Genomic DNA, 19,731 nt, shown 5'->3' with positions numbered 1-19,731 from the left:
GTAAATGTTCCCAAGCGGGTAAGATCTGCTTTACGCCGAAATTGGGGACGCAAAGTCGGTGTTGGTGTAACTTTAAGTAGGAGATTGTTTCATGAAATCACGTCTTTCCATGATTGCAATCGTCGGCGCGCTTGCGTTCTCAACAGCAGCATGCACGACGGCTGAACAGCGTACTGCCGGCTATGGCGTTGGTGGTGCAGCTCTTGGTGCGCTCGCTGGCGGTGCAATTGGCGGCAGCGGTCGCGGTGCTCTGGCTGGTGCAGCTATCGGTGGCGTCGCTGGTACGCTTCTCGGTGCAGCGCAGACCCGTAATGGCGTTCAGTACTGCCGTTACCGCGACAATTACGGCCGCACATACGAAGCACCTTGTAACTAAGGTGCCTAAGCCGCTGAGCGGTTTTGAATTCAACAAACAGGCCGGGGAACCCGGCCTGTTTCTTTTTTGGCCATACCCATTTGACAGAATGCGTTTTGTCCTCGACAAGCAGGGCAGAAATTTCAACAGCATTTTTCAAAGAGAACCATGGCACCTCCGCTTCTTCGCCTCGATCAGATCAAGCTTACCTTTGGTGGCACGCCGCTGCTTGCGGATGCAGCCCTTTCGGTTAGTGAGGGCGACCGCATCGCGCTGGTCGGACGCAATGGTTCCGGCAAATCCACTCTGCTTAAAATTGCCGCCGGTATGGTCGAAGCGACCTCTGGCGAAATCTACAAGCATCCGGGTGCCACTATCCGTTATCTGCCGCAGGTGCCTGATCTTGATGGCTTTGCCAATGTCCGTGCGTATGTGGAAGCCGGTCTTGGACCAACAGACGATCCGCATCGTGTGACCTATCTGCTGGAACATCTGGGGCTTACCGGCGAGGAAAAGCCCGATCATCTGTCAGGTGGTGAAGCACGTCGTGCAGCGCTTGCCCGCGTGATTGCTCCACAGCCTGATGTATTGTTGCTCGATGAGCCGACCAACCATCTCGATCTGACAACGATTGAATGGCTTGAAGGTGAGCTGCGTCAGATCCGTTCAGCCATCGTTCTAATCTCGCACGACCGCCGCTTTCTGGAGAATGTCAGCCGTTCGACAGTCTGGCTTGATCGCGGCCTTACCCGCCGCATCGATCAGGGCTTTGGTCATTTCGAGGAATGGCGTGACAAGGTTCTCGAAGAAGAAGAACGCGACCATCACAAGCTTGGGCGCCAGATTGCGCGCGAGGAACATTGGTTGCGCTATGGCGTAACCGCTCGCCGCAAGCGCAATATGCGCCGTCTTGGTGAGTTGCATTCCATGCGCGCTGATTTCCGCAATCACCGCAAGGCACAGGGTACAGCTGTTCTGGCGGCCAGTGATTCCAAGGAATCCGGCAAGCTAGTGATTGAAGCGAAGAAGCTGAACAAGGCTTATGGCGAGCGCGTTCTCGTTCAGGATTTTTCGACGCGTGTTCAACGTGGCGACCGTATCGGTCTTGTTGGTCCAAACGGCGCAGGCAAGACGACGCTTTTGTCGATGCTGACCGGCAAGCTTGAGCCTGATTCCGGTACATTGCGCCTTGGTGTCAATCTGGAAATGGCCGAGCTCGATCAGAAGCGTGAAAGCCTGAACCTTGATGACACGCTCGCGCATTATCTCACAGACGGGCGCGGTGAAAGCCTCGTGGTCAATGGCGAGCAGCGCCATGTCGTCTCCTACATGAAAGACTTCCTGTTTCAGCCGGAACAAGCGCGGACACCAATCCGCGAACTTTCCGGTGGTGAGCGGGCACGTCTGATGTTGGCGCGCGTTCTGGCACGGCCTGCCAATCTGCTGATCCTTGACGAGCCTACCAACGATCTCGACATGGAAACGCTCGATCTGTTGCAGGAACTGGTTTCCGGCTTTCCGGGAACGGTCATTCTTGTGAGCCACGACCGCGATTTCCTTGATCGCACGGTAACGTCAGTAATCGCGCCGGAAGGTGATGGTAACTGGCTCGAATATGCCGGTGGCTATGCCGATATGATGGCACAGCGTAAAGAGCAGGCGTTGGCAAAACGCAACGTCAAGACGACGACTGCTCGCACTGACGAAAAGGGTGGGGATGCACCGCAGCCCAAACGCGATGAAAAGCGCAAGCTTTCCTATAAGCAGAAATTCGCGCTCGAAACCTTACCCGGCAAAATGGATGCTTTGGCAAAGGAAATGACTGTGCTGGAAGGCAAGCTCGCCGACCCGCAGCTTTATGCTAAAGACCCGACGCTTTTTGCAAAGACTGCCGATCTTCTTGAAAAGAAGCGCTCTGAACACTCTGCCATGGAAGAAGAATGGCTGGAGCTGGAGATGTTGCGCGAAGAACTGGAAGGGTAGTTTACCCTTCCGTTTCGTTTCTGGTTAAGCGCTTGCCTTGTCGAGCAGGGCAATCGCTTCAGCATCCAGCTTGATCTGTGCGGCATCGAGCAGCTCATTGAGCTGGGTGAGACGCGTGGCGCTGGCGATTGGTGCCGTGATGGATGGTCTCGCAATTAGCCAGGCAATTGCGATTTGCGCCGGTTTAGCGTCATTGGCGCGAGCAACCTGATCAAGTGCCGCAATAATCCGCGACCCGCGATCCGTCAGGTATTTCTCAACCGTTTGACCGCGCGCACTCTGGCCGAGATCGTCTTTTGAGCGGTATTTGCCGGTCAGGAAGCCGGAAGCCAGCGAATAATAATTGATAACGCCCAACTCATTGTCGCGGCAGATCGCTTCGAGTCCATCCTCAAAAGCCGGTCTGTCATAGAGATTATAAAGCGGCTGCAAGGTTTCATAGCGCGGTAGGCCATGCTTCTTCGCAACATCAAGCGATTCTGTCAGACGTTCCGGTGTCAGATTGGATGCGCCGATTGCACGGACTTTACCGGCCTTGATCAGCTCCTGATAGGTGCCGAGAACATCTTCAAACGGCGTTTCGGGATCATCCCAGTGCGACTGGTAGAGATCGATATAGTCGGTTTGCAGCCGTTTGAGGGAGGCATCGACGGCTTTGCGGATATAGCTTGGTGAAAGGCCTTTTTCGTCGGGGCCCATTTCAGAACCGACCTTGGTGGCAATCACAACCTTGTGGCGCAGGCCGCGGGATTTCAGCCAGTTGCCAATAATAGTTTCGGATTCACCGCCGATATTGCCTGGTGCCCATGCGGAATACACGTCCGCAGTATCGATGAAATTGAGACCGGCATCGACAAAACGGTCGAGAAGCGAAAATGATGTTGCTTCATCTACCGTCCAGCCAAACACATTGCCGCCAAAACAAAGCGGCGAAACCTCGAGTTCAGTACGTCCGAGTTTTCTAAACTCCATGGACCCTATCCCCTTCCTGTGTGTACGAATTCCGGCGAATTCGCAGGGCTTCGATTTCAGGAAGAAGCAACAGGCCGGACGCACCGCGCCCTAAATGTCAGCCCATACCAAGTGCATCCATATAAAGCTGGAGCATGGCTTCTTCTTCCTGACGTTCATGGTCTTCTTTTTTACGCAGACGAATAATGGTCCTTACGACCTTGCTGTCAAACCCCGAACCCTTCAATTCCGCGTAAACTTCCTTGATATCGTCGCCGATGGTCTTTTTTTCTTCTTCAAGACGCTCGATGCGCTCGATGAAAGCACGCAACTGGCCTACGGCGATGGTCTGGGCTTCGCTGGTAATGTCGTCGCTCACGGGTTTCTCCAATTCAGCTCGATTATCAATAAAGGTCAAAGGTCACTCGTTACAGGAACAGGACCGTTGCCGAAAGTCGGACATGGTTTTCCTGCGAGTCGCAGGCAAAATTAAGAGCCGCTGGGGTAAGAAAAACGCGTTTTATCGCGTTATGGCTGTGGATAGCGGGCAAAGCGTCAGTCTGTCAGATGTGGAACCGGGCCTGAACGCGAACCATAATGGCGGATTTCGTGGATTTCCGGCATTGCGTTGATGGCATTAAGCATGGGGGCAAGCCGATCGGCCCATTCACGCGCACCCGCCTTGTCAGCAATCAGATCCTGACGCACCTCAATCAGAACATGCGCATAGCCACGCGCCGTTGCATGACGATACATGGCATCGTTTTTAAGTGCGCCATCATAAGGCTCATTATCACCGACAATGAGGCCCGGCTCTTCGCGCAGCATGGAAAGCAGTGGTGTAACGGCGCGCGGATCAGAATCCCAAAGCAATCCGATTTGCCACGGACGATCCTTGCCGCGCCAGTTTGGCGTGAACGAATGGATCGAGACGATGAATGGGGCTTTCCCGCTTTCGGCTGCAACCCGCGTGCTCATGGATGCAACTGCATCATGATAGGGGCGATAGAAGCGGTCGAGGCGGATTTCGCGCTGTTCGGGCGACACTGGATAGTTGCCGGAGATCACCGCACCATCAGACAATTGCATGATAAGCGTCGGATCGTCTTCGCCGCGATTGGGATCGATCAGCAGGCGTGAAAAACCACCCATGACGGCTGGTGCATCAAGCTGCACAGCCAATTGACGTGTCAGTTCCTCAACGCCGATATCATAGGCGATATGCCGCTCGAACTCGCTTTGCACCAGGCCAAGGCTGCCATATTCAGCCGGCAAATCACGGCGGGCATGGTCGGCGGTCAACAGCAGGCCGAGGCTGAGATTGCCGTCGACCTGATAGACGGGGGAAAAGGACGGATCAAATGACATGAGAGCTGCTTCTTGGGTAGGATTTCTGTCATAAATCACAAGTAGTTTCAGCTCTGTCATGAGAAAGCCGGGATTGCAACGATCATTCTCAAAAGAATGGGGAAGGTGTTTCCGGAATGCGGCAAAGGAACGAATCTAATCGTTTAAATCGCGCTGAAATCGCTATGCAGTTCGAATGGAAATGCTGTAACTGATTTGTTCTCTCCGGGATTGCGTTGACATCAAAGGCGAAACTGCCGAAAAGAGAGCGACCGAAAGAGGATTTCCTTGCGTGAGACAAAAGCGATTGCGGGCTGAAGGAGTTCGGCGAATGCGACTTCCAATGTTTTTGGGTTTGTTTTCCAGTGTGCTGATTGGTGCTCTGGGGATGACATCCATGGAAGCGCGGGCCGATTTTCGAGTATGCAACTCAACCCAGAATCTCGTTGGCGTTGCCATTGGCTACAGAGCCAAAGCTGGTTGGGTGACGGAGGGCTGGTGGCACATTGATGGTTCCACCTGCAAAACCCTGATCGAAGGGCCTCTGACCTCGCGCTATTATTATCTTTATGCTGAGGATTCTCAGAGTGGTGGTCGCTGGGAAGGCAAAGTGAACATGTGTGTGGCGGAAAAGGAATTCCGCATCACTGGTGTTCAGGACTGTTTTGCACGCGGGTTTCAACGCAATGGCTTCCAGGAATACGATACCGGGGAACAATCGAGCTGGATGGTACAGCTCACCGATGAAACGCCGTTAGAAAACTCCACAGTTACAGGAACGAATAACCAATGAAACGCAACCGCAAGGTCAAGATTCTCGCCACACTCGGCCCGGCGTCAGGCGAGGAATCCGTTATCCGCAAGCTTTTTGAAGCTGGCGCAGACGTCTTCCGTATCAATATGAGCCATGCGGATCATGATCTGATGCGCACGCTCGTCAAGCGTATCCGTAATGTGGAAAAGGAACTGGGTCGCCCGATCGGTATTCTGGCCGACCTTCAGGGCCCAAAGCTGCGCGTTGGCAAGTTCAAGAATACAAAGGTCGCACTCGTTGCAGGCCAGACCTTCACGCTCGACAACAATGAAGAGCTTGGCGACGAAACCCGCGTCTATCTTCCGCATCCGGAAATTCTGGAAGCTGTTGAGCCGGGCCACCGCCTTCTCATCGACGATGGCAAGCTGGAACTGATTGCTGAAGCAAGCGACGGCAAGTCGATCCGCTGCAAGGTTGTTGCAGGCACCAGCATTTCGGATCGTAAGGGCGTCAGCCTGCCGGATACCACGCTGGGTGTCGGCGCACTGACAGAAAAAGACTTCAAAGATTTTCATGCTGTTTTGCAGGAAGAAATTGACTGGGTTGCCCTGTCGTTCATTCAGCGCCCTGAAGATCTGATCGAAGCACGCAAGATTTCGGGCGGCAAGGTCGGCCTGATGTCGAAGATCGAAAAGCCGCAGGCTGTGACCCGTCTTGATGAGATCATTGAGCTCTCTGACGCGATCATGGTTGCGCGTGGCGATCTCGGCGTTGAAATGCCGCTGGAAAGCGTTCCCGGCATTCAGAAGCAGATGATCCGCAAGGCACGCCGCGCTGGTAAGCCAGTTGTGGTTGCCACGCAGATGCTTGAATCGATGATCACAGCACCGGTTCCAACACGCGCTGAAGTATCAGACGTTGCAACCGCAGTGTTTGAAGGTGCTGACGCTGTCATGCTTTCGGCAGAATCTGCTTCCGGCCAGTATCCGGTTGAAGCTGTCGCAACCATGAACCGCATCGCGGAAAAGGTCGAACGTGAGCCGACTTATCCGGGCATTCTCGATGCACAGCGCGCAATCCCAGAACCAACCGGTTCTGACGCGATTGCCCTTGCTGCTCGTCAGATCGCTGAAACGCTTAACCTGTCGGCTATCGTCACCTATACGGCTTCGGGTGCGACGGGTCTGCGCGCTGCGCGTGAACGCCCACGCACGTCAATCATCGCACTGTCGCCGATTGTTGAAACCGCACGCCGTCTTTCGGTTGTCTGGGGTCTGCATTGTGTTGTGACTGAAGATGCACACGATCTGGAAGACATGGTCGACCATGCTTGTCAGGTCGCCTTCAAGGAAGAGTTCGGGAAGGCTGGTGATCGTCTGATCGTCACCGCAGGTGTACCATTCGGAACACCAGGTGCCACCAACCTCCTACGCATCGCCTATATCGGCGCCGACGGTCAGTCTTCCACTGACTAAACTGTCGGTATTCGGTTTTTAGAGCGCCGTGCGTCCTATTGGACGCACAAAGGACGCTCTAAATTATTCAAACAACGCATCGTGCTTTCCAAAAATCATTTCCGATTTTTGGGCCGATGCTGGAGCGGCCTGCAAATGGCGTGATTTTTCGCTTCCGGTGCGCACGTACGTTAAGTACGCTGCGCGCCGGTTCTCAAATCCCACCATTTTCGGCTCACCATAATTCCGAATTCCATCCAGTTTTGTGTGGGCTTCGTATAAAAGAAAAAACGCGCTCCTTTCGGGGCGCGTTTTTGTTTGTATCTCTGTGAGAGAATCAGGTGCGGGTGTCGCTCAGCTCTTCCGTGAGATCGAGCAAGCTCTTCTGAGCATCTCGCATCATCGGATTGATCTGCAGCGCCTGCTCATAGGCTTTCAAAGCCTGTTCCTTCAGCCCACGCGCGCGCAGGATCTCCGCCATGCCTGTCAGGGCACCGTAGTGGCGTGGCTCAAGCTCCAGCGTACGATTGATGTCGTACATGGCGTGCGCATAGTCGTTACGCAGGAAATAGACGGTGGCGCGACGGTTCCATGCTTCTGCATAGTCCGGATTGAGCGCAATGGCTTCATTCAGGAAATCGAGCGCCGATGTGTAACGCTTTTCCAGCATGGCAGCACTTGCCCACTGAATGAGAAGATCAATTGTCGCGCTGCCCGACTGCGACCAGATCTGATTAATCTGGACAGTGAGTCGACGTGCCTTGGTTTCGTCAGAGGTGCGCTTGAGATCGGCAAAAAGCTTGTCGAGGCGCTCTTCCGGTGTTTGTTCGGCTTGATTTTGTTCTTTGGGAGCGGGCTTCTGGTCGCTGTCAGTGCCAACCTGCACCGGCGTAATCGGTGCTGTCAGGGAAGGCTTTGTTTCGGCATAGGCCGAAGACGCACTGATCAGGGCCGAAAGGCCAAGCGTAATCAGAAGCGAAGAATTGTTCAGATAAGCAAAAACGTTCCGCATGCGCATAATTTTCATTATACGCAGCGGAACGTCAAATGCAAAATCAGAAATAAGATCAGCCCTGACGTGCCTTGAAGCGCGGAGCAGTCTTATTGATGATGTAAACGCGGCCCTTGCGGCGAACGAGCTGGCAGTCACGATGACGGGCCTTGAGCGCCTTGAGCGAATTCTTGATCTTCATGTCAATCACCGGTCTTGGTTGGCCCATCGACAAGACATGTCTCGGGGCTTCATAAAAACAGGCGCCCAAGGCGCCAATTGGTTACAGGCAGTATTCCTGCCCGAAGGGTTGGCCGAAATACACAATATTCCAGCCAAATGTCAACTCCTGCGCCGCAGATTCACGAAGTCAGGTTCGGAAAATCTTGGCCGCAGGGGCTGTTCACGGAAGAATCTGACAGATTCCTCCGTGAAGTTTAGTTTGCACGGGGCTTTATACGGGTTACGTGACCCATCTTGCGGCCTGGGCGCGCTTCTTTCTTACCGTAGAGATGCAGCACAGCATTCGATTCTGCGAGAATCGCTGGCACCTTTTCGACGTCATCGCCGATCAGATTCTCCATCACACAATCCGAATGGCGCACGGTGTCACCCAGCGGGAGGCTTGCAACGGCGCGAATGTGCTGCTCGAACTGCGAGATCGCGCAAGCGGCTTCCGTCCAGTGGCCGGAATTGTGAACGCGTGGTGCAAATTCATTGGCAAGCAGTGTGCCATCCGCAAGAACGAAGAATTCGAGACCAAGCACACCGACATAATCAAGCGCATGCAGGAGCTTCTCAGCGGCCTTGCTCGCAGCTTCTGCTGTCTGAGCCGAGATGGCGGCTGGAACCGTTGAGGTAGCGAGAATGCCGTCCTTATGAACGTTTTCCGCAATATCGAAGATTGCTACATTGCCGTCGCGATCACGGGCTGCAATGACCGAGACTTCGCGCTCGAATGCGACAAAGCCTTCGAGAATTGCCGGTGCGTGCTTGATTGTCTGAAGTGCTGCACGCGCTTCATTCTCATCAAGCGACGTCAGGCGAACCTGCCCTTTGCCATCATAGCCGAGACGGCGGGTTTTCAGAATGCCGCGTTCTCCCAAAGCACCGAGCGCTGCAATGAGCGTTTCCTCATCATCGACAAGGCGCCAGGGCGCAGTCTCAATACCGCTTTCATTGAGGAACTGCTTCTCGGTGAAGCGATCCTGCGAGATTTCAAGCGCTGCCGGTGGTGGGAAAACGAGCGCCGATTCTGCAAGCTTGTCTGCTGCCGATACCGGCACGTTCTCGAATTCATAGGTGATAACGTCGGAGGCCGCCGCAAGCTCAGCAAGAGCAGTGGGATCATCATAGGCTGCAATGATCTGGCGATTTGCCACCTGAGCCGCCGGGCAATCTGTCTGTGGCTCCAGAATGATCGTCTCATAGCCAAGGCGTGCGGCTGCCATGGCCAGCATACGACCCAACTGGCCGCCGCCGATAATGCCGATCGTTGATCCAGCCTTCAGTGCGTAATTTGCCATATCAGACCTCGTCCGATGGGCGTTCAGCGACGCTTTCGGTTTGCGCTGTGCGCCATTCGTCAAGACGGGCAGCAAGTGCATCGTCGTAAAGTGCGAGAACGGCTGCGGCAAGCAGAGCAGCATTGACGGCACCGGCGCGACCGATAGCGAGCGTGCCGACCGGAATGCCTGCTGGCATCTGCACAATCGAAAGGAGCGAGTCCTGTCCGGAAAGTGCTTTTGACTGCACGGGCACACCAAAGACTGGAAGAGGGGTCATGGCTGCTGCCATGCCGGGAAGGTGAGCTGCGCCACCGGCGCCGGCGATCACGACCTTGAAGCCCTCAGCCTTTGCGCCTTTGGCGAAAGCGACGAGGCGGTCTGGTGTGCGATGCGCAGAGACGATGCGGGCGTCAAAGGAAATGCCGAGAGCCTCCAGTGTGTCTGCTGCATGACGCATGGTTTCCCAATCGGACTGGCTGCCCATGATGATGGCGACGTCTGCACTCACGCTCATTGATCCTTCCTGCTCCGCTTCAATCGTTTGGTGGTTGGTATATTGAAAAACAAAGCCGGGCGAACCCCGGCTGTAAAACGTCTTTTGTCAGATGCTCAGGCGATGATGTCAGGGATGACCTGATCTTCCATTTCCTGCAGCTTATCCTTGATGGCGAGTTTTTTCTTTTTCATGCGCTGAATGCGCAGTTGATCGCAGCCCACCTGCATCATGGCATTTATGGCTGCATCGAAATCCGCGTGTTCCTGTTTCAGACGTGCTACGGCCAATCTGATTTCGGCCTGTTCCTGATCGGACATGCGGTTTGCCCCGTATTGTTCCAGAATGATATTACGGGCCGCACCAGATTGGGGCAGACCCGTTTCGAGCGAAGCCTTTATCACATTTTTCGTGATTGGAAAATGCTACCAAAACAAATTCGACTTTCCACCAAACTCATGCCACAGTGTCATTGTTCTGTCATGAACAACGGTTGCCGGAAGTTTCGACTGACAAACTGTTGAATGGCAGCCGGGACTGCGTAATTGGCCCGGATAACAGGAGGTGTACCGGGCGTTTGCGCAGGTGAGAGCGGATGGAGCCATTCTGTTGGCAAAACTGCTACATGGCTCTGTCCTTTGGGTAATCATTCAAAGGAGAATTGATGATGGCTATCGAGTCCCATCTTGCCACGCTTGAACAGAAGCACGGCGCTTTGGAAGAGGAAATCTCCGAGGCTTTAGCGTCACCGGCAATTGATGACCTGCATGTTACTTCTCTCAAGCGCAAGAAACTCGTTCTCAAGGAGCAGATCGAGAAACTTAAAACTCAGGTGACACGACATTAAACACAGGAGTTTTAAACGGTATTTCAATCGCCGTTGGTGATGATCAACAGGATGGTACTGTTACTGATATTGGCGGCTGTGCAACAGCCGCCGCACATCAGCTTTTAAAATCAAATGATTTTGCAAAGGTGCTCACCATAGAGCATTTCCTGTTTTTATCGCATTATCCCACGCAAAACCGCTTCGCAATTTTGCCGAAAATGCTTTAAAAGACACCGAAGAAAGCAGCGAATATTCGCTGCTTTTTTGTTGTCTGTCTGAAGGTTGTGCTCAGCTTTCCGCTTCAGCCCTTGGATCAAGGTTCATGGCTTCAGGTGTTGCACTTTTCACAGACGGCATACTCTTGAACTGTTCCTTTTCAGCCTTTGGCACGGATGCCCGCTTGCGTGAGCGGAACAGCGCATAGGCTGTGATGGAAATATGCGAGAGCGCTGTGATGGCAAACAGCCCAGATGGCCAGAAGATATCCATGGCAGCGGCTGCAAGCAGCGGCCCCAGCATCGTGCCGAAGCCATAAAGCAACAGCAATCCGCTCGATACTTTCACAAAGCTTTCCGCCGAGGCATGGTCGTTTGCGTGGGCGACGGCAACCGGGTAAAGCGCATAGGCCAGCGCGCCATAGCAGCCGGTCATAATGATGATGACCTTGCCATTGGACGGGCCGATGATGAAGGCCATAAGACCGACAAAGGCTGCGAGAGAAGCTACACCGGCCAGAACATAACGCCGGTCTATCAGGTCGGAAATTCGCCCGACCGGGATTTGCATCAAGGCACCAGCTGCGATGGTTACGCTGACCATAAGCGCGATTTCGGTGGTTGAAATGCCCGATTTTGCGCCGAAAACAGCGCCAAGCGTACCCCAGGCACCATTCGCTATGCCGATCAGGATGCAGCCGACGAAGGCGGCAGGTGAATTGCGGTAAAGCGCCTTGAGATCAAGCTGTACTTCGGTCAGCGGTTTTGGGCTTACCGCTGTCGACATGGCGGTGGGGATCAGTGCCAGGCAGAAAAGAATGCCGGTGATCATGAACAGATGATCACTCCTGATATCGCCATTTGCCACCATCATCTGGCCGCTCATGGTGGCACCATAGTTGACCATCATATAGAGGCCGAAAATCTTGCCGCGGGACTCATTGGTGGCGCGCTCGTTCAGCCAGCTTTCGATCACCATGAAAGCGCCTGCCATCGAGAAGCCAGTGAAGGTTCGCAGAATGATCCATGAGATTGCATCGATATAGATGCCTGACAAAAGAGCGATGATGGCGGCGGAAGCTGCAAAACAGCCAAAAGCGCGGACATGGCCGACACGTCGCACCAGGCGCGGGGCGAAAATGCAGCCAGCGACAAAACCGCCCGCCCATGTCGTGCCCAGCATACCAAGTGAAGCAACGGAGAAGCCTTCAAGTCCGCCGCGCAAGGGCAGCAACAGGCCATGCAGGCCAGAGGCCATCAAGAGAAAGGCTGTGCCGCAAAGCAGCGCCAGAACCTGAATGTAAATACGCAATATTACGTTCCCGGAATTTCATGAAGCCGTATTGAAGTGGCTTTGATTTATCTCTGATACTGAGGCGAAAACGTGCTGCCTCAGCGGAAAAGTGCTTCTGCAGCCGCGCGGCTGTCGCCCTTTCGGAGCCTTTCTGCTTTCAGACGTTCGATTTCGGATTGTAGCAAAGCGATACGCTGGTCGATTTCGATCACCGACAGCAGAGACAGCTCATCCTCGCTGAGAACGACGCTTTCGCGTGGCTTTTTGACCTCTTCATCAAAACCGCTCATGGCCTTCCTCCGGAGTCTATGGCGCGCTTATAAAGACAGAAAAGATTTACAGCGGTTTCAGTTAAGAAAGAATCGTTGGAACCGCTGTAACTGTTTGTTTTTACGCATTATCCGACGCAAAACCGCTTCGCACTTTTGGCTCAAATGCTATAACACCTTGAATCTTCGCATATATATTTCCAGAAATCGATGATGAATTCTCTGAAAATGAGCAGGATGTATTTGTGCAGTTGTGTGTGCGGTATTTCTGCGACGAGAGATTTGAACAGGAGCTTTGATCATGATGGCTGAATTGCCTTCCCAGATGACCGCAATCGAAATTTCCGAGCCGGGCGACGCCAATGTATTGCGTTCCGTACAGCGCTCGGTGCCCGAGCCGAAGGTAGGCGAGGTGCTGGTGCGGGTTAGGGCGGCAGGCGTGAACCGGCCAGATGTGTTGCAGCGTCAGGGCAGTTATGCGCCGCCACCCGGCGCGTCGGACATACCAGGGCTTGAAATTGCCGGTGATATCGTTGCGATCGGCGAGGGTGTGAAACGCTATCGCATCGGCGATCAGGTCGTGGCGCTGCTTGCCGGTGGCGGCTATGCAGAATATGCCACTGTGCATGAAACTACTGCGCTGCCTCTGCCGTCGGGCTATGGATATATTGAGGCCGCAGCCATCCCCGAGACCTTCTTCACGGTCTGGCATAATGTATTTGAACGCGGTGGCCTTAAAGAAGGCGAAACCCTGCTGATCCATGGCGGCTCGTCAGGGATTGGCACGACGGCTATTCAGCTTGGCAAAGCCTTTGGCGCAAGCGTTATCGTAACGGCTGGCTCCCAAGCGAAGTGCGATGCCTGTTTAAAGCTTGGCGCCGATCGCGCGATTAATTATCGCGATGAAGATTTTGTCGCTGTCGTCAAAGAGATGACCGGCGGCAAGGGAGCCGATGTGATCCTCGATATGGTTGGTGGCGATTACGTCGACCGCAATTACAAGGCGGCAGCCGAAGATGGTCGCATCGTGCAGATCGCCTTCCTGAATGGGGCAAAGGCAACGGCTAACTTCGCAATCCTGATGACCAAGCGCCTGACCCATACCGGCTCGACATTGCGATCACGTTCGGTTGAGTTCAAGGCAGGCATCGCGCGCGAATTGGAAGCGAAAGTCTGGCCGCTTCTGGCACAGCGTCAGGTTGCCCCTGTGATGGATATGATCTTCCCTCTTAAAGATGCGTGGCGGGCGCATGATCGTATGGAAGGCAGCCAGCACATTGGCAAAATCGTGCTTGATGTCGCTTGACCTAATAGATTTGCGAGAGAACCTGGGATGTCATGGCAGCAGTTTCTTGCTCTGCGCACAAAAAAAATATATATAGACCGTGATTTCCCGGAATTTGTGGTTTTTCCCACGGCCCGCCCTACCGGAGCGGACGAACAAGAGGATTATATCTAATGGCCACCCAGCTTCTTATGCCGAAGGCAACGGCAGTCTGGCTCGTTGATAATACGGCTCTGTCCTTTGACCAGATCGCGGCTCTCTGCAAGCTGCATCCGCTCGAAGTAAAGGCTATTGCGGACGGTGAGGCCTCGCAGGGTATCAAGGGACTTGACCCGGTTATCACCGGCCAGCTTTCGCGCGAAGAAATCGCGAAGGGCGAAAAGGACCAGTATCATCGCCTGAAGCTTTCCGAGCCAAAGGTTCGCGTTCCAGAAGCCAAGCGCAAGGGCCCGCGTTATACGCCGCTGTCCAAGCGTCAGGATCGTCCGAATGCGATTCTCTGGCTGGTGCGCAATCATCCTGAACTCAAGGATGCACAGGTTTCGCGTCTGATCGGCACGACCAAGTCGACCATTGAGCAGATTCGCAATCGCACTCACTGGAACTCGGCAAGCCTGACTGCAATGGACCCTGTCACGCTCGGCCTTTGCTCGCAGATCGATCTCGACCTTGAAGTCGAGCGCGCAGCGCGCAACCGTCCAGTTGTTGAATCTGACAGCACATTGCTGCCAGCATCGGCGACTGAAAACTTCGATTACCGTGATGAGAAGCCTGAAGAAGAAGAGCTGGATGCGGACAAGGTTTTCGCAAAGCTCTCCTCGCTGAAGGGCTCGAACACCGACGAAGACGAAGAATAAGATTTCTTCGACTGAACAAAAAACCCGCCGTTCTGGCGGGTTTTTTGTTGCTTGGGAAGGTAAGCGTGACGTTTGAGCTTCTGGCACGACGCCCGGCGCTCTACAGCATAATTCCTTAAACTTGAATCAGTTTAAGGTAAAATTATGCTGTAAACATAAAGTGTTAGAGCGACCTTTGTGCGCCCAAAAGGGCGCCCGGCGCTCTAGTCCTTGAATGCGTTGTACTCGCTCATCTCCATCAACCGGTAAAAATCCGCCAGTGTTTTGCCGCGCTCGGAGCGGAACGTGCGGCCTGATTTGTCAGCAGCGATAATGCGGTCGGTACGAAACGTGCGGAAAGCATTGCGCAATTCACACCAGCCGATCACAGTCCAGACCTTGCCCCAGAACCACAGACCAAGCGGACGGATATCCCGCTCGCTCTCACGGGCTTCCAGATCGCGATAACGGATGTTGAGAACCGTGCCTTCATCAACTGCGCGCTCGACGGCATCGATGATACGGCGTTCGCTTACGCTGATTGATGCAGACGGTGCATGGATTTGCGTGCCGGTGATGCGCGCGCGTTCTTCTTTGGGCAGAACGGCTTCGATCTTGACCAGGGCTTCTTCTGCACCGCGCGCCATTGAAACGCCACCCCATGCACGGATCAAGCGGGCGCCTGCAACAAGTGCCACGATTTCATCACGCGTAAACATCAGTGGCGGTAGTTCAAACCCCTGCCGCAGAATATAGCCGACGCCGGCTTCACCATCGATAGGAACGCCTGTCGATTGCAGATCTGCAATGTCGCGATAGATCGTGCGTTCTGAAACTTCCAGCCGCTCGGCAAGCTGCCGTGCGGTGACAAGCCTGCCGCCGCGAAGATGCTGAACGATTTGAAAAAGGCGGTCTGCTCGACGCATGGTGATCTCAAGTATATTCGCGTGCGAAAAGCGCACGCATTTCGCCAATACGCTCCCGCTCGGTTGGAAACAGCGTTTCCAAAAAAGCGGCAGCGAAGGTGCCGGGCGCTGTACCCGGCGCCGAAACGATGCGCTTATCCGCAACAGCATCGGGCACGTCCTGATAGCGGCTGGCACCCGCATATTGCGGTACGCGTTCTGCGATCCATTCGCGGCCATTGCTGGTGTGATTGACCCCATTGAAGAGGCCTGCGCGAGCCAGTGCAAGTGTTGCGCCGCAAATGCCACCAACCACACCGCATTTTTGTGCGATGGCGCGCAAGAGCGTAGTCAGATCGGGAGCCTGCGGCGTCGCCCAGAGATCGGAGCCGATGACGGCAATAGCATCAAGGTCAGTGTTTTCTTCGGGGTCCGTGCTACGATCCGGCGTCAGCCGAAAGCCGCTGAGCGAACGGACTTCCGCACCTGCAGGAGCAAGTGAGACGGTGTTTACGTCGAACCATTCGCGTGCCGATGCCGATAAAAACCCATATTCCCAATCAGCAAAGCCTTCAACGAAGACGAAGCCGACCATTTTGGTTTCCGCCATGGTGTTATTTCCTCTCATCGGCAGCGTTACGGCGCTGTTCGAGATAACGGTCCGGCCAGCCCATATCCTTGCGCAGGTCGCTTGGGAGGTTGTCGAATGCGCGCTGCGTGCGCACGAAGCGCCGACGTTCGTCCTGTCTGCGCTTATATTCTTTCAGAATTGCGAGCAGTGGTGCGATTGCGAGTGCCATGGTGAATCCCTCATCTGTAAGAATGCACTATGACACAGGCCTCCTGACAGCTGTCTGTCAGGAGCAATGTTAATTATTATCTTCCTGATATACGCAAACGGCAACTATTTCATCAGGCCTTGAAAGGCGGTTCTGCGGTATAGCTCAGCGGTAAGCGTCCACCATCGGCATAGATCGTCTGGCCTGTCACATAGCTTGAATCACGCGATGCGAGGAATGAGGCTATTGCTGCAATTTCAGATGCTTGTCCGATTCTACCCAATGGCGTGCGCGCGAGTATCTTCTTGCGTGCCTCAGCATCGTTGTTCACGGCGGACAGCATGTCAGTGTCGATTGAGCCGGGGCCGATTGCATTGACGCGAATGCCCCATTTGGCGAGTGCTACCGCCATCGTGCGTGTCAGTTGGTTCATGCCACCCTTTGACACGGAATAGGCAAGCTGATTGGGCAGACCGAATATCGCGTTGATCGACGACATATTGATGATGCTGCCAGCCTCGCCACCCGCTTCCACGCGCGCAACCATGCGTTTTGCGACGGCTTGACCGCAAAGAAAAGCGCCCTTGAGGTTGACGCGCATCACGCGGTCGAAGTCATCTTCTTTCAGGTCGAGAAACTCTGCCTGATGCACGATGCCTGCATTGTTGACGAGGATATCGATCTCACCAAGATTGGTCGTGGCATAGGTCAGCAGATTATGAATATCGAGTTTGTCGCCCACATCGCAGGCAATGGCGAGAACCCGGCCATATTGCTCCAGATCCCTGACTGCTTTTGTGGCGCCTGTGCCGTCGATATCCGACAAAACGACACTTGCGCCATCCATTAGGAAGCGCTTGGCAATGGCATAGCCAATACCGCGGGCAGCCCCCGTGACGATTGCCACCTTGCCTTCTAACTGCATCGATCATTCTCCGATTTTTGCCGGAGAGTGGACCGGCGGCTTGCGCCGGTCAAGCGCTCTAGATGCGCGATAATAAAAGGTCAGGCAAAGGCCAGGCCGATATGACGCTCGCGGAGAACTGCGCTGATTTCATCGAGAATCACCGGATCATCGATGGTGGCGGGCATTTTCCAGTCCTCACCATCAGCGATTTTCTGGATTGTTGAGCGCAGTATCTTTCCGGAACGGGTTTTTGGCAGACGTTTCACGGTCAGGGCGAGCCGGAACGCGGCAATCGGTCCGATGGCGTCGCGAATCATGCTCACGCACTCCTTTTCAACCTCATGCAGATCACGGTCGATGTTGGATTTCAGCACAAGGAAGCCGCAAGGTACCTGTCCTTTGACGGAATCGGAAATGCCAAGGACCGCACATTCTGCAACGTCCGGATGGCTGGAAAGGACCTCCTCCATGGCACCTGTCGACAGACGATGTCCTGCGACATTGATGATGTCGTCGGTTCGGCTCATGATGTAGAGATAGCCGTCTTCATCCATGTAGCCCGCATCGGCGGTTTTATAATAGCCGGGAAACTCGTTGAGATAAGCTTTGCGAAATCGCTCATCGGCGTTCCACAGAGTTGGCAGACAACCGGGCGGCAATGGCAGCTTGATAAGGATATTTCCAAGTTGGCCACGTTCGACTTCATGGCCGGCATCGTCGAGCACGCGGATGTCATAGCCGGGCAGACAGACGGCAGGCGAGCCGTATTTGGTTTCAAGCAGTCCAAGGCCAAGCGGATTGGCGACCATCGGCCAGCCGCTTTCGGTTTGCCACCAATGATCGATCACCGGACAACCGAGTAGATTTTCCGCCCAGTGGATCGTGTCGGGATCGGCACGTTCGCCCGCCAGATAAAGCGCGCGGAATTTTGAAAGATCGTATCGGCGCACGAAATTGCCGTCGGCATCTTCTTTCTTGATCGCACGCAGGGCAGTGGGGGCTGTGAACATCACCTCCACACCATGCTCGGCGATGATGCGCCAATAGCTGCCTGCATCGGGCGTACCGACGGGTTTGCCTTCAAAGAGGATGCTGGTGGCACCGGCAATGAGCGGAGCATAGACAATATAGGAATGGCCGACCACCCAGCCGACATCGGATGCCGCCCAGAACACCTGTCCCGGCTCGATGCCGAACACATGCTTCAGCGACCATACAAGGGCCACCATATGCCCGCCATTGTCACGCACGACACCTTTGGGTTCGCCGGTAGTACCCGATGTGTAGAGCACATAAAGCGGGTCGGTGGCAGCAACGGAGGTGCAAGGAACATGACGGCCGCGCGCGGCATCCACAGCGGTACGATAGTCGATATCGCGGCCTTCAACCGGATTATGCGGATGCTGCTCGCGTTGCAGGATAATGCAGTGCCTGACCGTGTGGCGGGCGGTGGCAATCGCCTTGTCGAGCATTGCCTGATAGGGCACAACGCGGGTTGGTTCGATGCCGCATGAACCGGCAATAATCATCACCGGCTTTGCATCATCAATGCGGGTGGCAAGCTCGTTGGCGGCAAAACCGCCAAAGACCACCGAATGCACCGCGCCAATGCGGGCTGAGGCCAGCATGGCGACAGCAGCTTCCGGCACCATGGGCATATAGATAAGAACGCGGTCGCCTTTGCTCACACCATTGTCGAGCATGACCGCCGAGAGGGCTTCCACCTCTTCAAGCAATTCGCGATAGGTGAATTTGCGTACAGAGCCTGTTACCGGGCTTTCGTAAATGAGCGCAACCTGATCGCCGCGCCCATTGGCAACATGGCGGTCGAGTGCATTGTAACAGGTGTTGCATTCAGCACCTTTAAACCAGCGACCATAAACTCCTTCATCGCTTGCGAGAACCTGATCCCATGGCTTGAACCAGTCTATGGCCCCGGCTGCTTCGGCCCAGAAGCCTTCAGGGTCTTGCTGCCATGCGGCATAGGTTTCGGCATATTTTGATGTCATGCTGTTCCTCCCAGAAGCACGCGCTTAATCGGATCAGATGATCCGATTAAGCATCGTGATAGAGTGGTTTTAGCCAATGCTGAGTCACTGAAACCGCTCTATCTATTTGTTTTTAAGCATTTCCAGACGCAAAACCGGTTCCCACTTTTGCTGGAAATGCTCGAACACGCTGGATGAAAGCGCAAGACAGGGCTGATTAGCCTGGTCTCCTCCACGCGCTTTTCATCTCCTCCGGGGTTAAGTCTACGCCCAAGATCAAAGCTTCGTCCATGAAACTTAAGATGAATAAGTGTATCACAACCACAGCATAAATTGATGAGGCTTGCAGGATGCTGATTGCTGGGCCAAAAGGGTGCGTGAGAGGTGTTTTGTGTTCAAAGTCCTGCCTGTGCTGCTTATGGCCCTGATGGGCTTGCACATCATCAAGCCACTTGGCTGGCCGGGATTGAAGAAGCGTGGCGATTTTTGGAAGATCGCGGCGTTTGCGATCTTTGCCATGGCGATGGCGGTCGGGTTTCATTTTACTGAAAACTAAAAAGCCCGGTCGGCTCATGCGCTAAACCGGGC

Annotated in this window: 23 protein-coding genes; 8 read left to right on the top strand and 15 right to left on the bottom strand. The window is 54.4% G+C overall.

The genetic code is table 11. The annotated features are described in order from the left end of the window. Nucleotides 1-91: 91 nt before the first annotated feature. Both KMS41_09340 and KMS41_09335 read left to right on the top strand, forming a co-directional pair. Nucleotides 92-376, top strand: coding sequence for a hypothetical protein (locus tag KMS41_09340; GenBank protein QWK77290.1), 285 nt, complete (start codon nt 92-94; stop codon nt 374-376). Between the two features lie 147 nt (nt 377-523). Continuing rightward, nucleotides 524-2,338, top strand: a complete 1,815-nt coding sequence (locus KMS41_09335; protein QWK77289.1) for an ABC-F family ATP-binding cassette domain-containing protein — start codon at nt 524-526, stop codon at nt 2,336-2,338. Nucleotides 2,339-2,362: 24 nt separating this feature from the next. Here the strand turns inward: KMS41_09335 and KMS41_09330 are convergent, their stop codons facing one another. The 3 genes from KMS41_09330 to KMS41_09320 form a co-directional block, all read right to left on the bottom strand. Continuing rightward, a complete protein-coding gene (locus tag KMS41_09330; protein ID QWK77288.1) occupies nt 2,363-3,310 on the bottom strand; it encodes an aldo/keto reductase in 948 nt (315 codons plus the stop codon). 97 nt (nt 3,311-3,407) lie between these two features. Next, the gene (locus tag KMS41_09325) at nt 3,408-3,668 is read right to left on the bottom strand and encodes a DUF2312 domain-containing protein (GenBank protein QWK77287.1); all 261 of its coding nucleotides are present in this window, start codon (nt 3,666-3,668) and stop codon (nt 3,408-3,410) included. A 176-nt stretch (nt 3,669-3,844) separates the two neighbouring features. Next, the gene (locus KMS41_09320) at nt 3,845-4,657 is read right to left on the bottom strand and encodes an N-formylglutamate amidohydrolase (protein QWK78831.1); all 813 of its coding nucleotides are present in this window, start codon (nt 4,655-4,657) and stop codon (nt 3,845-3,847) included. A 310-nt stretch (nt 4,658-4,967) separates the two neighbouring features. On the opposite strand from KMS41_09320, the gene KMS41_09315 reads away from it, so the two are divergent. Both KMS41_09315 and pyk read left to right on the top strand, forming a co-directional pair. Next, nucleotides 4,968-5,429: a DUF1036 domain-containing protein gene (locus KMS41_09315; GenBank protein ID QWK77286.1), complete on the top strand. Its 462-nt coding sequence runs from the start codon at nt 4,968-4,970 to the stop codon at nt 5,427-5,429. Further along, on the top strand, nt 5,426-6,865 hold the full coding sequence (gene pyk, locus KMS41_09310) for a pyruvate kinase (protein ID QWK77285.1): 1,440 nt from the start codon (nt 5,426-5,428) through the stop codon (nt 6,863-6,865). Before KMS41_09315 ends, pyk begins: the two co-directional genes overlap by 4 nt. 316 nt (nt 6,866-7,181) lie before the next feature. On the opposite strand, the gene KMS41_09305 is transcribed toward pyk, so the two are convergent. The 5 genes from KMS41_09305 to KMS41_09285 form a co-directional block, all read right to left on the bottom strand. Then, a complete protein-coding gene (locus tag KMS41_09305; protein ID QWK78830.1) occupies nt 7,182-7,874 on the bottom strand; it encodes a tetratricopeptide repeat protein in 693 nt (230 codons plus the stop codon). 37 nt (nt 7,875-7,911) lie between these two features. Further along, complete coding sequence (gene ykgO, locus KMS41_09300) at nt 7,912-8,037, bottom strand: type B 50S ribosomal protein L36 (GenBank protein ID QWK77284.1); 126 nt, start codon at nt 8,035-8,037, stop codon at nt 7,912-7,914. 235 nt (nt 8,038-8,272) lie between these two features. Next, nucleotides 8,273-9,361 carry a 5-(carboxyamino)imidazole ribonucleotide synthase gene (locus tag KMS41_09295; GenBank protein QWK77283.1) on the bottom strand — a complete coding sequence of 363 codons (1,089 nt, stop codon included), beginning with the start codon at nt 9,359-9,361 and terminating at the stop codon, nt 8,273-8,275. A 1-nt stretch (nt 9,362) separates the two neighbouring features. Then, complete coding sequence (purE, locus tag KMS41_09290) at nt 9,363-9,851, bottom strand: 5-(carboxyamino)imidazole ribonucleotide mutase (GenBank protein QWK78829.1); 489 nt, start codon at nt 9,849-9,851, stop codon at nt 9,363-9,365. Nucleotides 9,852-9,952: 101 nt separating this feature from the next. Then, nucleotides 9,953-10,156 carry a DUF465 domain-containing protein gene (locus KMS41_09285; GenBank protein QWK78828.1) on the bottom strand — a complete coding sequence of 68 codons (204 nt, stop codon included), beginning with the start codon at nt 10,154-10,156 and terminating at the stop codon, nt 9,953-9,955. A 344-nt stretch (nt 10,157-10,500) separates the two neighbouring features. Here KMS41_09285 and KMS41_09280 point away from each other — a divergent pair, with 344 nt between their 5' ends. Further along, on the top strand, nt 10,501-10,683 hold the full coding sequence (locus tag KMS41_09280; protein ID QWK77282.1) for a YdcH family protein: 183 nt from the start codon (nt 10,501-10,503) through the stop codon (nt 10,681-10,683). A gap of 270 nt (nt 10,684-10,953) precedes the next feature. On the opposite strand, the gene KMS41_09275 is transcribed toward KMS41_09280, so the two are convergent. Both KMS41_09275 and KMS41_09270 read right to left on the bottom strand, forming a co-directional pair. Then, the gene (locus tag KMS41_09275) at nt 10,954-12,192 is read right to left on the bottom strand and encodes an MFS transporter (GenBank protein QWK77281.1); all 1,239 of its coding nucleotides are present in this window, start codon (nt 12,190-12,192) and stop codon (nt 10,954-10,956) included. Between the two features lie 80 nt (nt 12,193-12,272). Continuing rightward, nucleotides 12,273-12,464 carry a DUF1192 domain-containing protein gene (locus KMS41_09270; GenBank protein ID QWK77280.1) on the bottom strand — a complete coding sequence of 64 codons (192 nt, stop codon included), beginning with the start codon at nt 12,462-12,464 and terminating at the stop codon, nt 12,273-12,275. Between the two features lie 280 nt (nt 12,465-12,744). Here KMS41_09270 and KMS41_09265 point away from each other — a divergent pair, with 280 nt between their 5' ends. Together KMS41_09265 and KMS41_09260 are read left to right on the top strand one after the other, a co-directional pair. Further along, entirely contained in the window at nt 12,745-13,749 is a 1,005-nt protein-coding gene (locus KMS41_09265; protein ID QWK77279.1) for an NAD(P)H-quinone oxidoreductase, read from the top strand. Between the two features lie 152 nt (nt 13,750-13,901). After that, complete coding sequence (locus KMS41_09260) at nt 13,902-14,585, top strand: DUF1013 domain-containing protein (protein ID QWK77278.1); 684 nt, start codon at nt 13,902-13,904, stop codon at nt 14,583-14,585. Between the two features lie 203 nt (nt 14,586-14,788). Here KMS41_09260 and KMS41_09255 read toward each other — a convergent pair whose 3' ends face one another. From KMS41_09255 to KMS41_09235, 5 genes are all read right to left on the bottom strand, one after another. Further along, the gene (locus KMS41_09255) at nt 14,789-15,490 is read right to left on the bottom strand and encodes a YafY family transcriptional regulator (GenBank protein QWK77277.1); all 702 of its coding nucleotides are present in this window, start codon (nt 15,488-15,490) and stop codon (nt 14,789-14,791) included. Nucleotides 15,491-15,497: 7 nt separating this feature from the next. Further along, entirely contained in the window at nt 15,498-16,079 is a 582-nt protein-coding gene (locus KMS41_09250; GenBank protein QWK77276.1) for a DJ-1/PfpI family protein, read from the bottom strand. Between the two features lie 4 nt (nt 16,080-16,083). Beyond that, nucleotides 16,084-16,269 carry a hypothetical protein gene (locus KMS41_09245; GenBank protein QWK77275.1) on the bottom strand — a complete coding sequence of 62 codons (186 nt, stop codon included), beginning with the start codon at nt 16,267-16,269 and terminating at the stop codon, nt 16,084-16,086. Between the two features lie 112 nt (nt 16,270-16,381). Next, a complete protein-coding gene (locus tag KMS41_09240; GenBank protein ID QWK77274.1) occupies nt 16,382-17,173 on the bottom strand; it encodes an SDR family oxidoreductase in 792 nt (263 codons plus the stop codon). An 80-nt stretch (nt 17,174-17,253) separates the two neighbouring features. Beyond that, complete coding sequence (locus tag KMS41_09235; protein QWK77273.1) at nt 17,254-19,164, bottom strand: propionyl-CoA synthetase; 1,911 nt, start codon at nt 19,162-19,164, stop codon at nt 17,254-17,256. Nucleotides 19,165-19,534: 370 nt separating this feature from the next. Here KMS41_09235 and KMS41_09230 point away from each other — a divergent pair, with 370 nt between their 5' ends. Further along, nucleotides 19,535-19,699: a hypothetical protein gene (locus KMS41_09230; GenBank protein ID QWK77272.1), complete on the top strand. Its 165-nt coding sequence runs from the start codon at nt 19,535-19,537 to the stop codon at nt 19,697-19,699. The last annotated feature ends 32 nt before the right edge of the window (nt 19,700-19,731 follow it).

Origin of the sequence: Ochrobactrum sp. BTU1, from assembly GCA_018798825.1 — a bacterium.
In the GTDB taxonomy this organism is placed as follows: domain Bacteria; phylum Pseudomonadota; class Alphaproteobacteria; order Rhizobiales; family Rhizobiaceae; genus Brucella.
Note: the sequence above shows the minus strand (reverse complement) of the source record. Positions and strands in the feature narration are given on the sequence as shown.

What these genes read in the sequence shown, in the direction of transcription:
- KMS41_09335 (QWK77289.1), top strand. Translation starts at nt 524, where the DNA reads ATGGCACCTCCGCTTCTTCGCCTCGATCAGATCAAGCTTACCTTTGGT.
- KMS41_09295 (QWK77283.1), bottom strand. Translation starts at nt 9,361, where the DNA reads ATGGCAAATTACGCACTGAAGGCTGGATCAACGATCGGCATTATCGGC.
- KMS41_09270 (QWK77280.1), bottom strand. Translation starts at nt 12,464, where the DNA reads ATGAGCGGTTTTGATGAAGAGGTCAAAAAGCCACGCGAAAGCGTCGTT.
- KMS41_09255 (QWK77277.1), bottom strand. Translation starts at nt 15,490, where the DNA reads ATGCGTCGAGCAGACCGCCTTTTTCAAATCGTTCAGCATCTTCGCGGC.
- ykgO (QWK77284.1), bottom strand. Translation starts at nt 8,037, where the DNA reads ATGAAGATCAAGAATTCGCTCAAGGCGCTCAAGGCCCGTCATCGTGAC.
- KMS41_09285 (QWK78828.1), bottom strand. Translation starts at nt 10,156, where the DNA reads ATGTCCGATCAGGAACAGGCCGAAATCAGATTGGCCGTAGCACGTCTG.
- KMS41_09265 (QWK77279.1), top strand. Translation starts at nt 12,745, where the DNA reads ATGATGGCTGAATTGCCTTCCCAGATGACCGCAATCGAAATTTCCGAG.
- KMS41_09240 (QWK77274.1), bottom strand. Translation starts at nt 17,173, where the DNA reads ATGCAGTTAGAAGGCAAGGTGGCAATCGTCACGGGGGCTGCCCGCGGT.
- pyk (QWK77285.1), top strand. Translation starts at nt 5,426, where the DNA reads ATGAAACGCAACCGCAAGGTCAAGATTCTCGCCACACTCGGCCCGGCG.
- KMS41_09235 (QWK77273.1), bottom strand. Translation starts at nt 19,164, where the DNA reads ATGACATCAAAATATGCCGAAACCTATGCCGCATGGCAGCAAGACCCT.
- KMS41_09320 (QWK78831.1), bottom strand. Translation starts at nt 4,657, where the DNA reads ATGTCATTTGATCCGTCCTTTTCCCCCGTCTATCAGGTCGACGGCAAT.
- KMS41_09260 (QWK77278.1), top strand. Translation starts at nt 13,902, where the DNA reads ATGGCCACCCAGCTTCTTATGCCGAAGGCAACGGCAGTCTGGCTCGTT.
- KMS41_09315 (QWK77286.1), top strand. Translation starts at nt 4,968, where the DNA reads ATGCGACTTCCAATGTTTTTGGGTTTGTTTTCCAGTGTGCTGATTGGT.
- KMS41_09330 (QWK77288.1), bottom strand. Translation starts at nt 3,310, where the DNA reads ATGGAGTTTAGAAAACTCGGACGTACTGAACTCGAGGTTTCGCCGCTT.
- KMS41_09250 (QWK77276.1), bottom strand. Translation starts at nt 16,079, where the DNA reads ATGGCGGAAACCAAAATGGTCGGCTTCGTCTTCGTTGAAGGCTTTGCT.
- KMS41_09245 (QWK77275.1), bottom strand. Translation starts at nt 16,269, where the DNA reads ATGGCACTCGCAATCGCACCACTGCTCGCAATTCTGAAAGAATATAAG.
- KMS41_09340 (QWK77290.1), top strand. Translation starts at nt 92, where the DNA reads ATGAAATCACGTCTTTCCATGATTGCAATCGTCGGCGCGCTTGCGTTC.
- KMS41_09280 (QWK77282.1), top strand. Translation starts at nt 10,501, where the DNA reads ATGATGGCTATCGAGTCCCATCTTGCCACGCTTGAACAGAAGCACGGC.